Origin of the sequence: Litoreibacter halocynthiae, from assembly GCF_004365635.1 — a bacterium.
Taxonomy (GTDB): Bacteria; Pseudomonadota; Alphaproteobacteria; order Rhodobacterales; family Rhodobacteraceae; genus Litoreibacter; species Litoreibacter halocynthiae.
Window position 1 is genome coordinate 764,503 of record NZ_SOBH01000002.1, and the last position, 12,821, is coordinate 777,323.

Annotated in this window: 13 protein-coding genes; 7 read left to right on the forward strand and 6 right to left on the reverse strand. The window is 54.5% G+C overall.

What is annotated here, in order from left to right:
• The first annotated feature begins 141 nt into the window (after positions 1-141).
• The 4 genes from BDE40_RS11145 to BDE40_RS11160 all read left to right on the forward strand — a co-directional run bounded on the left by BDE40_RS11145 (position 142) and on the right by BDE40_RS11160 (position 5,421).
• The gene (locus BDE40_RS11145; protein ID WP_162848075.1) at positions 142-1,044 is read left to right on the forward strand and encodes a phosphatase PAP2 family protein; all 903 of its coding nucleotides are present in this window, start codon (positions 142-144) and stop codon (positions 1,042-1,044) included.
• Between the two features lie 66 nt (positions 1,045-1,110).
• Complete coding sequence (locus tag BDE40_RS11150) at positions 1,111-2,745, forward strand: electron transfer flavoprotein-ubiquinone oxidoreductase (RefSeq protein WP_134014599.1); 1,635 nt, start codon at positions 1,111-1,113, stop codon at positions 2,743-2,745.
• A gap of 118 nt (positions 2,746-2,863) precedes the next feature.
• Positions 2,864-4,573: a tetratricopeptide repeat protein gene (locus BDE40_RS11155; RefSeq protein WP_134014600.1), complete on the forward strand. Its 1,710-nt coding sequence runs from the start codon at positions 2,864-2,866 to the stop codon at positions 4,571-4,573.
• The gene (locus tag BDE40_RS11160) at positions 4,573-5,421 is read left to right on the forward strand and encodes a 4-(cytidine 5'-diphospho)-2-C-methyl-D-erythritol kinase (RefSeq protein WP_134014601.1); all 849 of its coding nucleotides are present in this window, start codon (positions 4,573-4,575) and stop codon (positions 5,419-5,421) included. The genes BDE40_RS11155 and BDE40_RS11160 overlap by 1 nt, the downstream gene beginning before the upstream one ends.
• Before the next feature lie 5 nt (positions 5,422-5,426).
• Here BDE40_RS11160 and BDE40_RS11165 read toward each other — a convergent pair whose 3' ends face one another.
• Complete coding sequence (locus BDE40_RS11165) at positions 5,427-6,428, reverse strand: polyprenyl synthetase family protein (RefSeq protein ID WP_134014602.1); 1,002 nt, start codon at positions 6,426-6,428, stop codon at positions 5,427-5,429.
• 57 nt (positions 6,429-6,485) lie between these two features.
• Here BDE40_RS11165 and BDE40_RS11170 point away from each other — a divergent pair, with 57 nt between their 5' ends.
• The 3 genes from BDE40_RS11170 (at position 6,486) to BDE40_RS11180 (ending at position 7,717) form a co-directional block, all read left to right on the forward strand.
• The gene (locus BDE40_RS11170; RefSeq protein ID WP_134014603.1) at positions 6,486-6,701 is read left to right on the forward strand and encodes a putative signal transducing protein; all 216 of its coding nucleotides are present in this window, start codon (positions 6,486-6,488) and stop codon (positions 6,699-6,701) included.
• Between the two features lie 6 nt (positions 6,702-6,707).
• Positions 6,708-7,457: a tRNA1(Val) (adenine(37)-N6)-methyltransferase gene (locus BDE40_RS11175; protein ID WP_134014604.1), complete on the forward strand. Its 750-nt coding sequence runs from the start codon at positions 6,708-6,710 to the stop codon at positions 7,455-7,457.
• 95 nt (positions 7,458-7,552) lie between these two features.
• The gene (locus BDE40_RS11180) at positions 7,553-7,717 is read left to right on the forward strand and encodes a YdcH family protein (RefSeq protein ID WP_073141997.1); all 165 of its coding nucleotides are present in this window, start codon (positions 7,553-7,555) and stop codon (positions 7,715-7,717) included.
• Here BDE40_RS11180 and yddG read toward each other — a convergent pair.
• The 5 genes from yddG to BDE40_RS11205 all read right to left on the reverse strand — a co-directional run bounded on the left by yddG (position 7,714) and on the right by BDE40_RS11205 (position 12,810).
• Complete coding sequence (gene yddG / locus BDE40_RS11185) at positions 7,714-8,580, reverse strand: aromatic amino acid exporter YddG (protein ID WP_134014605.1); 867 nt, start codon at positions 8,578-8,580, stop codon at positions 7,714-7,716. The genes BDE40_RS11180 and yddG overlap by 4 nt on opposite strands.
• Positions 8,573-9,514, reverse strand: coding sequence for a transcriptional regulator GcvA (locus BDE40_RS11190; protein ID WP_134014606.1), 942 nt, complete (start codon positions 9,512-9,514; stop codon positions 8,573-8,575). Before BDE40_RS11190 ends, yddG begins: the two co-directional genes overlap by 8 nt.
• Before the next feature lie 310 nt (positions 9,515-9,824).
• Positions 9,825-10,550: an acetoacetyl-CoA reductase gene (gene phbB, locus BDE40_RS11195; RefSeq protein WP_134014607.1), complete on the reverse strand. Its 726-nt coding sequence runs from the start codon at positions 10,548-10,550 to the stop codon at positions 9,825-9,827.
• Between the two features lie 85 nt (positions 10,551-10,635).
• A complete protein-coding gene (locus tag BDE40_RS11200; RefSeq protein WP_134014608.1) occupies positions 10,636-11,811 on the reverse strand; it encodes an acetyl-CoA C-acetyltransferase in 1,176 nt (391 codons plus the stop codon).
• A gap of 171 nt (positions 11,812-11,982) precedes the next feature.
• Positions 11,983-12,810, reverse strand: a complete 828-nt coding sequence (locus BDE40_RS11205; RefSeq protein WP_134014609.1) for an EAL domain-containing protein — start codon at positions 12,808-12,810, stop codon at positions 11,983-11,985.
• Positions 12,811-12,821 lie beyond the last annotated feature (11 nt).

Below are 12,821 nucleotides of genomic sequence, written 5' to 3' on the forward strand. Positions count from 1 at the left end.
GATAACCCTGCATTTTCCTTATTTTTGCCCAATGAGCACGGCAAATTGCCTCAAAGGGCTTAGGGGGCCTACGGTATGATGCGACATTATTTACTGTTTTCATTGGCATATTTTGCCTGCGCTGTGGCGTTGGTTTTTGCTATGCGTGAACAGCCTGCCGCGCTGCTTTTAGGTGCGGTTCGCACATCGTTCTATCTGTTAAAGTCATTCGCCGAATGGTTACCAATCTTGGGCGTCTTCCTTGCAGGGTCGCTCTATCTGACCCGAAAGTATGGTGTCCGCGCACGAATAGTTCCAACAATCTATGCGCTGCTTGGATGCCTGGTCTTTTCTATGGCCTTTTCACTGGTCAAAACCTCCATCCCTTCCATTCAGCCGTTCTACGCAGATCCGTTTTTTGCCGATCTAGACGCAGCGCTGCATTTTGGCGTCGACCCTTGGCGGATTGCGCACTCGGTTGCGGCGTTTGTGCCGCCTTCAGTGATCGTTGTCCTGTATTTTATGGTCTGGTTTCTGCCTGCCGTCTTTCTGCCTGTCTTTATCGCGCTTACGGATACCGACACAGATCGGTCCAAACGCTTCATGATCCTCTATGTCGTATCTTGGGTTGGACTAGGGAACGTGATGGCGATGCTGGGCAGTTCCGCAGGGCCAGTTTACTATGACCGCCTTATCGGTGGCACGCGCTTTGCAGATTTGACCGCAGCGCTCGAGAGCAGCGGAATAGCCGCCTCCGCCTTGGGGCGCGTGCAGGACAACCTTTGGCAATTTTATTCTGATGGGGGCCAAAGTGTCGGATCCGGCATCTCCGCTTTCCCGTCAGTCCATGTCGGGCTGGCAGCCGTCACGCTGCTGTATCTGTGGGAAAGGTCGCGCGCTTTGGCACCTTTCGGCGTTCTCTTTGCCGCAATGATCATGTTCGCATCGGTCTATCACGGATGGCACTATGCTGTTGACGGATATGTCTCGATTGTTGCCGTAACCGCACTCTGGGCCGTGCTACGGCGACGCAACGTCGCAATTGCCACTTACATTCCTGCTTGATTGAAGGTTTAAAGCTAACAAAGTTGCGAACCCGTCCCGCAGGGGCGTTGCGAGAGGAATTGACACATGGCCGAGATTGAACGCGAAAGCATGGAATACGATGTGGTAATCGTCGGGGCCGGTCCTGCCGGTCTTAGCGCTGCTATCCGCCTGAAACAGCTGGACGCCGACCTCAATGTCGTTGTCTTGGAAAAAGGCTCCGAGGTCGGTGCGCATATCCTATCGGGTGCGGTTTTGGACCCGTCCGGTCTTGATGCGCTGCTGCCAGACTGGCGCAATATGGATGCCCCGATCAACGTACCTGTGACATCGGACAATTTCTACATGCTTGGCGAAGCCGGTCAGGTCCGCATCCCCAACTTCGTGATGCCCCCACTGATGAGCAATCACGGTACCTACATTGTCTCCATGGCCAATGTTTGCCGTTGGATGGCCGAACAGGCCGAAGGCATGGGCGTCGAAATCTTCCCGGGTATGGCGTGTTCCGACATCGTCTATGGTGAGAATGGCGAAGTTAAGGGCGTGGTGGCTGGCGTCTTCGGACTGGAAGCCGATGGCTCTTATGGCGAAAACACCGAGCCGGGCATGGAATTGCATGGCAAGTACGTCTTCCTGTCGGAAGGTGTCCGCGGTTCTCTGTCCAAGCAGGTAATCGAGAAGTTCGATTTGGCCAAAGACGCGAGCCCCCAAAAATATGGCCTCGGCATGAAAGAGATTTGGGAGATCGACCCAGCCAAACACAAAGAAGGCACCGTAACCCACACGATGGGCTGGCCTTTGGGCAAGAATGCGGGCGGCGGTTCGTTCATCTACCACCTCGACAAAAACCAAGTTTACGTGGGCTTCGTGGTGCACCTGAACTACGAAAACCCGCACCTGTTCCCTTACATGGAGTTCCAACGGTTCAAACATCATCCCATGGTGGCCGAGCTACTCGAGGGCGGCAAACGGGTGGCTTATGGCGCACGCGCAATCACCGAAGGCGGCTGGCAGTCCTTGCCCAAAACCGCGTTCCCGGGTGGCGCGTTGCTGGGCTGCTCCGCTGGTATGGTCAACGTGCCGCGGATCAAGGGCAACCACAATGCGATGTTGTCTGGAAAAGCCGCAGCTGAAGCGGCATTTGAAGCCATCGGCGCAGGCCGTTCGGGTGACACGTTGGACGGTTACGACACCGAAGTGCGAACCGGCGCAATTGGCAAAGACCTCAAGCGCGTACGGAACGTGAAGCCGTTGTGGTCGAACTACGGCCTGACCGCATCGTTGACTATTGGCGGGGCGGATATGTGGTGCAACAACATCTTCGGCACCTCACCGCTGAACTTAAAGCACGGAAAATCTGACGCCGAAGCCACTGGCAAAGCGGCCGATTTCAAGCCAATCGACTATCCCAAACCTGACGGCAAGCTGTCCTTTGACCGGCTGACCAACGTGGCATTCTCGTTCACCAACCACGAAGAGAGCCAACCCGCGCATCTGAAATTGATTGATGACAGCATCCCTATCTCGGTAAACCTGCCGCAATATGCCGAGCCCGCACAGCGCTACTGCCCGGCAGGTGTGTATGAGGTGGTCGACAACAATTTCGTCATCAACTTCCAGAACTGCGTTCACTGCAAGACTTGCGACATCAAAGACCCGTCGCAGAACATTGTGTGGACCACGCCGCAAGGTGGTGACGGGCCAAACTATCCGAACATGTGACGGTCTAATGGCGCGGCGAAGGAACACCCCGCGCCATTGTTACCAAACGCGTCATGGACAACCCCCCTTCGCGCACCTATTTCTCTAGAAAACGCAAGAAGAATTGGGCCCGACCGATATGATCAAGACTCGTGTACAACGCCGCATAGCGGGGCTTTTACTTTCCCTTGCCGTAAGCTCTGCACCAGCCATTGCAGTCGAGCATGGTCTGGCTGGACCATATCTTGCTGCACGTCAGGCGACGATCTCCTTCGACTACGGCGAGGCTGCGCGCTATTACCGCCGCGCTGTCGCGGCTGAACCACACAACCTCCTGCTTAAGGAAAGTGCCATCATCGCGATGATCGGCCAGGGTGATATAAGCGGCGCGACAGAAATCGCTTTGGAACACGAAGAGGCGGGTGGGCGGAACCAAATTGTCGATCTAGTTCTGGACACTGTCGCCGTCGCGAATGGCGATTTCGACCGCGCATCCGAAGAAAGCCCAGAGACCACGGGCCTTGCACCGCTTTTGGGCGGTCTGACACGAGCATGGGCTTTGCTCGGGCAAGGCAAAATGTCAGACGCGACAGATGCCTTTGCAAAAGTAGCTGAAACCGAAGACTTCGCCTCATTTTCCCACTACCACAACGCCTTGGCGCTCGCATCCGTGGGTGATTTTGAAGGTGCAGACAACATCCTGTCAGGCAAAGAATTTGGACCTCTAGTTCTTAGCCCACGCGGGATTGAAGCGCACGCCCAGATACTTGCTCAGCTAGAACGTCGAAGCGATGCGATCGAACTATTGAACGTCACGACCGCGAACGGCTTTAGCGCCGAGCTGGAATCGCTGAAAGAACGCCTCAAAGCTGACGAAGTGGTTAACTATGACTTTGTGAGCAATGCGAGCGAAGGTATCGCGGAAGTCTACTTCAACTTGTCTGCGGTGCTCGACGGCCGCGCAGCTCCAGAGCATGTTTTACTTTATGTACGGATGGCGCAACACATCCGCCCTGATCATGCTCCGGCAGTTCTGATGGCTGCTGAAATTCTGGAGGGGATGGGGCAGTTCGACCTCGCAACGGAAGCCTATGCCTCTTTGGACACGAGTTCCCCAGCCTATGTGCTGGCCGAAATCGGCCGCGCCAATGCGCTTTATTCTGATGACCGCAAAGACGCGGCAGTCGAAGTACTGACGGCGTTGTCCAAATCACATGGCGACATTGCTATGGTCCATTCAACGCTTGGCGACATCCTTAGCAGGACGGAACAAAACGAAGGGTCTGTGGCTGCATACTCACGCGCGTTGGACCTCAATGGCATCGGAAACCGCAGCAACTGGCGTATCATGTATGCCCGCGGGATCGTAAAAGAACGTATGGGTGATTTGGTCGGAATGGAGCGTGATTTCCGCACGGCTCTGGAGCTATCCCCGAACCAGCCTGACATTCTGAACTATCTTGGCTACTCGCTGGTCGAGCAACGCATCAAGCTTGATGAAGCACTTCAAATGATCCAGACGGCCGTGAAAGAAAGCCCCGATAGCGGCTACATCACCGACAGCCTTGGATGGATATTCTACAGACTTGGCCGTTTTGAGGAAGCCGTGGCTCCGATGGAGCGCGCAGTTGAGCTGCTGCCCGTTGATCCAATCGTCAATGACCATCTGGGCGACGTCTATTGGAAGGTTGGCCGCGAACGTGAGGCGGAATTCCAGTGGAAACGCGCCTTGTCCTTTAAGCCGGAAGAAGCAGAAGCCGAGCGTATTCGCGAGAAACTATCCCGCGGGCTGACAGCTGTTCTGGAAGACGAAGCCAAAGCCGGAACGACGCAAACCGCGAACGACTGATGCTAGAGCAGTTCGCACCAGCAAAGGTGAACCTGACGCTTCACGTCACTGGGCAAAGCGCGAACGGGTACCATTTGCTAGACAGTTTGGTGATGTTTGCCTCGGCGGGTGATCACCTGACGTTTGAGCCCGCTGATGAGTTGTCTCTAAGTGTTGATGGGCCCGAAAGCGGCGCGGTCCCCACCGACGGCAATTCCGTCCTGTCTGCCGCTCACTTAATCGATCCGCAAAAGTCTGCGCATATTCACCTAACGAAAGTTCTACCGGTCGCCTCTGGTATCGGAGGTGGAACGGCGGATGCCGCTGCTGCCTACCGTGGGCTGTTAAAGCTATGGGGGCTCCCGGATGCTGTCCCAAACGCCGAAACCTTCGCGCATATCGCAAAACTAGGGGCAGATGTCCCAATTTGCCTATTTTCACAAACCGCGCGAATGTCTGGTATCGGCGAAAAGATTGAGTTCATGCCAGAATTGCCTGCGCTGGATGCGGTACTAATAAATCCCCGCGTTGAAGTGTCTACGCCCGCAGTTTTCAAATCCATTTCGTCCAAAAACAACGCCTCAATGGGAACTATTCCTTCCAACTTCATCGATCAGGTAGAGTTCATCACTTGGTTGCAACACCAACGAAATGACATGCAGGACGCAGCTGTTTCCATTGCTCCGGTGATTGAGCATGTCTTGGCAGCGCTCTCAGCGACCCAGAATTGTCAGTTAGCTCGGATGTCCGGTTCCGGAGCAACTTGTTTTGGAGTATTCCCAAGCGCTGAAACCGCTCGGAACGCCGCATTACAAATCAGTCGAGATTATCCGCACTGGTGGGTAAAATCCTGCACGCTCGGAGCGTGACGGACCTAGTTGAGACGTGACACCACGTAGTCGGCCAAATCACGAAGCATGTCCGTCAAATCCCCCTGCGGAACCGCATCGAGGGCCGTCTTTGCCTTAACAGACCAAGCCAGAGCGTCTTCACGTGCCGCGTCCAATGCCCCGTGCTTCTCGAAAAGCGTCAGCACGTGATCAAGATCGCCGTCTTGTTGCTTTCCCTTTTCAATCGTGCGGACCCAGAAATCGCGATCTGCATCGCCACCGGATGCAATCAATTTGATAAGAGGCAAAGTTAGTTTCCGCTCGCGAAAATCGTCGCCAACATTCTTGCCTGTCTTCGCCGTGTCACCGGCAAAATCCAAAATATCATCGGCAATTTGGAAGCTGATACCCAGCGCATCACCATATGTATACAAGGCCTGAACGACCTCAACTGGGGCGTCGGCGATCATCCCGCCAACCTGTGTTGCGGCCGAGAAGAGCGCAGCGGTTTTGCCTCGCACCACTTGCAGGTAAATATCTTCGGTCGTTGCCAAGTTTTGGGCGGCAGTCAACTGAAGCACTTCGCCTTCTGCAATCACAGCCGACGCATTAGAAAGCACTTTCAAGACGTCCAACCTGCCCGCTTCCGTCATCAGTTGAAACGATCGCGCGAACAGGTAATCCCCGACCAGAACCGAAGATTTGTTATCCCAAAGCAGATTAGCCGCAGGGCGCCCACGGCGTTGCTCACTGCCATCAACAACGTCGTCATGCAGAAGCGTCGCGGTGTGAATGAACTCCACCGTTGCGGCAAGATGAACGTGATAAGGACCGTCGTAACCACACAACCGGGCTGCTGCCAGTGTGAGCATCGGCCGGACGCGCTTGCCGCCAGCATCGACCAGATGCGCTGTAACTTCTGGGATTCGCGGGGCGTGCTCTGACGCCATGCGTGTGCGGATCAACTCCCCCACGGCGTCGAGATCATTTGCCAAGGCGCCCTTAAGGCGGTCATGGGGCTTCACAGAGGGGGTATCCAAACTCATTATCTCGTTCTGCCTCGTCTCTCGACAAACGTGCTGGCCTGTCGTTAACTCTATCTCATGAAAGAGCTTTTGCGCAGCAACGATCCCACAATCATAGCCTTCTCTAAAGCCCTTTTGTCAGGGGAAGATATAGGCGTGTTCGAAATGGACGTCCACATGAGTGTTCTTGAAGGCTCCGTTGGCATTTTGCCGCGCCGTTTGATGGTTCGGGAGCAGGACCTGTTCATGGCCGGTGCCATCCTGCGTGACAATGACATTCATCTGAGCGACTGACGACCTATGGGATTTGCTTTTGACGAGCTTACGCATGATGCTTTTCTGGGTGGCAAATTGCATTTATGGCAGCCGCGCAAAGGATACCGCGCCGCCACTGATCCCGTGCTTCTTGCCGCGTCCTGCCCTGCGAAACCCGGGCAAACCGTGCTGGAGCTGGGGTGCGGTGTAGGCACCGCCTCCATCTGCTTGCGTACGCGGGTTGAAGCCCGACTAAGTGGCATCGAGTTGCAGCCCGCATATGCCGAATTAGCCCGCCGTAACGCCACCGAAGCCGGCTTCGAAATGGAGGTCGTCGACGCTGACCTTGCCCAACTCCCGGCTGATCTTCGCAACCGCAGCTTCGATCATGTCATCCTGAACCCCCCTTATTACGGCCCGGGTACAGCTTCGCCAGATGAAGGCCGAGACACTGCTTTGCGTGAACACACGCCGCTCTCTGTATGGGTCGACACGGCCCTGCGACGGGCAGGCCCGAAGGGGTGCGTCAGCGTCATTCATCTTATCGACCGGCTTGGAGACCTAATCGAGATGCTCAATTCTCGGGCAGGTCTCATCGAGATCAAGCCAATTGTTGCGCGAGCGGGAAAGCCTGCCGGGCGGGTTTTGCTGCGGGCGCAAAAAGGGCGTGCCGCAAGGACAATACTCCATAACCCGTTGGTTCTGCACGATGGGTTGCAGCATAATCAGGATGGGGATGATTACTCGCAAGCTGCCACTGATATTTTACGCAACGGATGCTCACTAAAATTTTAGAAGCAATCGCTGCAACGCCGCGACGCATTTGCGTGACTTGGGCTTTTTAATGTGATGCAATGCAGGTCTAAACCACACAAAAAGGAGTTATGCCCATGACGATCAGTTCTCACGTTTCTGAGCTGAAGCGCAAACACGATGCATTGTCCCAACGAGTGGAAGAAGCACAAAGAAGCCCAGGCTCAGACGACCTGACTGTCGTTGAACTGAAAAAGCAAAAGCTGCGGTTGAAAGAGGAAATTTCGAAATTCGCTGATTAGGATTTTCGTGACCCAAGCGCGGCAAGCCCTGCTCCGGCCGTAATCAGTCCGGCCGCCAGCAATAAAACTGCCGTCGCTTGGGCATATCCTGCTACGATCAAGGTACAAGTAGACAACAGCGGCGCGGCATAGGATGCAGTGCCGAGCAATTGGATGTCGCCCTGCTTGACGCCAACATCCCACAAGTAAAACGCCAACCCAACGGGACCCAATCCGAGCCCTGCGATCGACAGCCATGTGATGGCACCGCTCGGCAAAACTGTTTGCTCGAACATCAAATGTGCAAGACCCGAAAGAATTGCAGTGGCTAGGCAAAAGAATGTGACAACTTCAGTCGGCACTGCACGAAAACGCCGTGATACAACTGAATAGCCCGACCAAGTTAAGGCGCACAAAACCGCCAGCAAATACCCGGGCACGTAGGCCCACTGAAACCCCGCCCCGCCCCGCGCCACAATAAGTGCCGCTCCGGCGAAGGAAACGATCGCTCCCAATACATGCAGCGGTTTCAGCTTTTCATCCGGGAGCAGGCCAGAGAAAAGTACAATCAACAGCGGCCAGAGATACGCGATAAGCCCTGCTTCAGCGGCTGGAGCCAGCCTTAGAGCCGAAAAGTACAATGCGTGGTAACCAAAGAGCCCGCCAATCCCAAGTACCCAAGCCAAAACCGGAACGGACCTGAGTATCCGAAAGAGATGTCCGCGCTTAAGTGAAAACCCAAGACCGACCAGCCCGCCTATCAAGAAAGCCATAGCGCTAAGCTGAAAGGGAGGTATCGGGTCCGATCCCACAGTCAGCAATGCCAGCAAGGACCAAAGCAACACGGCCCCAAATCCAATCGTCGTCGCCAAGGATTTACTCATCAGGTTTCCTGAGCAAAAACCGAGCGTCCTGCGCAACCGTGTTCATTCCTGCAATCTCTCGTACAACCCACTCAATGAAGCGTGCCACCTGCGGCCGTGTTTCGTGTCCTTTAGGGCAAACAATTCGGTAACTCGCGCCGGTAGGCAACCGATGACGGATTGGCATGACCAACCGACCATCCCCCAAATACGTCGCCGCCAAAGACAGCCTACCCAACACAACGCCACCACCAGCCAACGCTGCATCCACGGCATGGTCCGCCTGAGAAAAGCGTGGTCCGTGCTCCTCAATATAAGGAACCTGTGCAGCGGCAAAATATGCGCGCCAATTCGCAGGTGGCTTGAGGAAATCAATGTCTTCCTGATGAAGCAATGTCATCTTTTGCAAGTCGGCCACCTCGGTCACGTTCTTGGCAAGTTCCGGCGACATCATTGGCGCCATCCACTCGTCAATAAGCGTTCTAGAGTACAGCTGCGGATCAAATTCCTGACCAAAGCGAATGGCGACGTCCACGTCACCACGGGCAAAATCAATCAATCCGAGCCCAGCAGAGAACCGAAGCTCAATGTCAGGATTCTCTTTGGCGAAGCTGAACAGCTTCGGGGCAAGCCATTTTGCAGTGAAGGCTGGTCCGGCGGTCACTGTCAGGGTTGCACTGTTTAACCTTCGCTTCACAGCGCGCCACGCAGATTGCAATGCATCAAAACCATCGGACACACCGGGGGCGAGCAACTGCCCCTCCTCGGTGAGCTCTACCGCGCGGTTTAACCTGCGGAAGACTGGCGCTCCAAGATGCTCTTCAAGCGACTTGATTTGAAAACTAAGCGCTGCAGGGGTCACGTTCAACTCATCCGCCGCACGCGAAAAACTCATATGTCGCGCAGCTGCCTCAAAGGCGCGCAATGCAGTTAGCGGGGGGAGCCTGTCGTTCATTTCACTTAAGTAATACTAAACTGAATGAATAGAAAGTCTAGTTTGCGGCCTTAACCTCAAGAAAGCATAAGAGTTTCAGTTAAGTTATTCAGATTAGAACTGGAACAGCCCATGATCGAGACACACTTAAGCCAGCACATCATCGCCGCTCACAAACGCGCCCACAAAGAACGCGCAGACGCGTTTGCGAGGTTCTTTCATACTATTCCGCGTTTTGTATCTAACCTGCGGGCGCGAAGCTAAGGCTAAGCGATCAAAAAAAGGGCCAGCGCATAATGCACTGGCCCTCCGGTTGATCAACTAGCGCGGATCAAGCCATGTACTGGCCACCATTGGCAGAAACTGTCGAGCCAGTAATGAAACCTGCATCATCAGACGCAAGGAAGACCACAGTGCGCGCAATTTCTTCAGGTTCGCCCAAACGGCCAACAGGAATTTGCGGCAAGATCACTTCATTCATCACCTTTTCAGGGATCGTACTCATCATCTCGGTATTGATATAACCCGGACAGATCACGTTCACGGTGATGCCAGCGCGGGCACCTTCCTGAGCGAGAGCCTTTGTGAAACCGATATCACCAGCCTTCGCAGCGGCATAGTTAGCCTGAGCGAATTGCCCCTTCTGGCCATTGATCGAGCTAATAGTGATAATCCGCCCAAACTTACGTTCGCGCATGCCAGGCCAGACAGGGTGGCTCATGTTGAACACGCCCGAAAGGTTGGTGTTCATCACTTCTGACCATTGCTGTGGCGTCATCTTGTGAAAGGGCGCATCGCGGGTGATGCCGGCGTTGTTCACCAAAACCTCTACTGGGCCTAAGTCAGCTTCGACTTGTGCAATTCCAGCGGCGCAGGCTTCGTAATCAGCCACGTCCCATTTGTAAGTCTTGATGCCAGTTTCGGCAGTGAATGCCGCGGCCTTCTCGTCATTGCCAGCGTAAGTCGCGGCTACGGAGTAGCCAGCCGCTTTTAGAGCCTTGGAGATTGCCGCGCCGATTCCGCGCGATCCTCCGGTAACAAGTGCAACACGGGACATGGTGATTCCTCCTAAATCAGGTAATAATATTATGTCTAAATCAGAATAGGTTGCGCAATTTTCGTGCGCAACCCTGTTTTCTGTATCAGTCGCGTTCGACGCAGACCGCGACACCCATGCCGCCGCCGATGCACAAAGTTGCGAGGCCTTTTTTAGCGTCGCGGCGCTGCATCTCGAACAGCAAAGTGTTCATTACACGACAACCAGAGGCACCAATTGGGTGGCCAATAGCGATAGCGCCGCCGTTGACGTTCACAATCGCCGGATCCCAGCCCATGTCCTTATTCACCGCGCAAGCTTGCGCCGCGAAAGCTTCGTTCGCCTCAACGAGATCAAGCTCTGAAGCTTTCCAGCCCGCTTTCTCGAGAGCCTTGCGGGAGGCATAAATCGGCCCGACACCCATGATAGACGGATCCAGCCCAGCAGTCGCATAGCTGGCAATACGTGCCAACGGCTGCAAACCGCGCTTCTCGGCGTTTTCGGCACTCATGAGGAGTGTCGCTGCGGCACCATCATTCAGACCCGATGCGTTTGCAGCTGTGACCGAACCATCTTTAGTGAACGCAGGGCGCAATTTCGCCATCGCTTCCATTGTTGCGCCATGGCGGATGTATTCATCCTGATCGACAGTCACATCCCCCTTGCGGGTTTTAATTGTAAACGCGGCAATCTCGTCGGCAAACTTACCAGCCTTCTGCGCAGCCTCGGCTTTGTTCTGGGAGGCAACAGCAAATTCATCCTGCATCTCGCGGCTGATTTGCCATTGGTTGGCAACGTTTTCGGCGGTTTGGCCCATGTGATAGCCGTTGAAAGCGTCCCAAAGACCATCACGGATCATGCTATCGATATATTGCATATCCCCCATCTTCTGGCCTTGGCGCAGGTTCGCGACATGGCCGCTCATGGACATGTTCTCTTGGCCACCAGCAACGACGATCGAGGCATCACCCAACATGATGTGCTGCGCGCCAAGTGCCACGGCACGAAGGCCGGAGCCACACACTTGGTTGATCCCCCAAGCAGAGCTTTCTTGCGGAAGACCTGCGTTAATATGAGCCTGGCGGGCAGGGTTTTGCCCTTGGCCTGCGGTGAGAACCTGGCCCAGAATGGTTTCTGAGACTTCCCCTTTATCGACGCCGGCCCGTTCTACAACGGCTTCGATAACGGCGGTTCCCAGATCATGGGCCGGAGTATTGGCAAACGAGCCTAGGAAGCTACCTACAGCGGTGCGGGCTGCAGAGGCGATTACGACATTGGTCATGGACATTCCTTTCCTGCGATCGGCGTGTCTCTGCTGCCCAGAGCACTGGATATAACCGACCGTGTATGGCGAAGCATTAACTGGCTTACGTAGGGTATACGATTAGACAGGGTGTCTCACATTGCGGCGAGAAACAAGGTCTTGCTCCAACAGATTGCCGATCATCGCGCACTATCTTAACAGTGCGCGCCTCTCGACACTTGCCTGCTTTTCCCAGGGCTTGGACACTGATGGAACACCAAACAGGTAACCTTGAAGGCAATCAATTCCGATTTCCCTAAGATATTCAGCCTCTTGAGGGCGCTCTATACCTTCTGCGACCGTGAACATGTCAAACTGTTGGGCAATCGACACCAAGGCCTGCATCAATACCTGATTGTCGGTATCAACATCTATGTTTCGTGCGAAGGACGTGTCGATCTTGACCAGATCGAAATAGAAATCCTTGAAATGCCGGAACGCAGTATAGCCTGCACCAAAATCGTCTAGGGCGAAGGAAATTCCCCGTCGCTGCATACGCATCATAAAATCCGAGACCAGATCGGGCATCAACAGAGCAGATGATTCGGTGATCTCTATGATAAGCCGCTCGCCAATGGTTGGATCGCGCAGTAAGCCACGCTCCAACGCAGTTTCCCATTGAGGGTGTCCGATAGATCTTGGCGACATGTTGATTGAGAGCCTGAGCCGCGGCTCTTTGACCAGACTTTCCACGCCCAATTCCACCGCCAAACAGTCAATGAGCCGACCTTCTTCCCGAGCCTCAATTGTTTCGATGAACTCTTTTGCAGGAATGATCCGCCCTGTTTCATCCAGTACCCGGATTAAACCTTCGTAAAATGCGATCCTGTTCGTATCTGCTCCTTGAACCACCGGCTGGTAAGCGAGCAAGACATCCCTTTTGCGTAATGCGGTTCGGACCATATCCAGAACATGTACATCACGTTGTGAAATCGCGGCAGACAATGGGCTGTCTTCTGGACTTGGATCAAATGTCATAGCGCGTTCTA

Bases quoted from the DNA above. Each gene is read 5' to 3' on its own strand.
- BDE40_RS11150 (WP_134014599.1), top strand. From the start codon at position 1,111: ATGGCCGAGATTGAACGCGAAAGCATGGAATACGATGTGGTAATCGTC.
- BDE40_RS11170 (WP_134014603.1), top strand. From the start codon at position 6,486: ATGAAAGAGCTTTTGCGCAGCAACGATCCCACAATCATAGCCTTCTCT.
- yddG (WP_134014605.1), bottom strand. From the start codon at position 8,580: ATGAGTAAATCCTTGGCGACGACGATTGGATTTGGGGCCGTGTTGCTT.
- BDE40_RS11180 (WP_073141997.1), top strand. From the start codon at position 7,553: ATGACGATCAGTTCTCACGTTTCTGAGCTGAAGCGCAAACACGATGCA.
- BDE40_RS11190 (WP_134014606.1), bottom strand. From the start codon at position 9,514: ATGAACGACAGGCTCCCCCCGCTAACTGCATTGCGCGCCTTTGAGGCA.
- BDE40_RS11175 (WP_134014604.1), top strand. From the start codon at position 6,708: ATGGGATTTGCTTTTGACGAGCTTACGCATGATGCTTTTCTGGGTGGC.
- BDE40_RS11165 (WP_134014602.1), bottom strand. From the start codon at position 6,428: ATGAGTTTGGATACCCCCTCTGTGAAGCCCCATGACCGCCTTAAGGGC.
- BDE40_RS11145 (WP_162848075.1), top strand. From the start codon at position 142: ATGCGTGAACAGCCTGCCGCGCTGCTTTTAGGTGCGGTTCGCACATCG.
- BDE40_RS11200 (WP_134014608.1), bottom strand. From the start codon at position 11,811: ATGACCAATGTCGTAATCGCCTCTGCAGCCCGCACCGCTGTAGGTAGC.
- BDE40_RS11160 (WP_134014601.1), top strand. From the start codon at position 4,573: ATGCTAGAGCAGTTCGCACCAGCAAAGGTGAACCTGACGCTTCACGTC.
- BDE40_RS11205 (WP_134014609.1), bottom strand. From the start codon at position 12,810: ATGACATTTGATCCAAGTCCAGAAGACAGCCCATTGTCTGCCGCGATT.
- BDE40_RS11155 (WP_134014600.1), top strand. From the start codon at position 2,864: ATGATCAAGACTCGTGTACAACGCCGCATAGCGGGGCTTTTACTTTCC.
- phbB (WP_134014607.1), bottom strand. From the start codon at position 10,550: ATGTCCCGTGTTGCACTTGTTACCGGAGGATCGCGCGGAATCGGCGCG.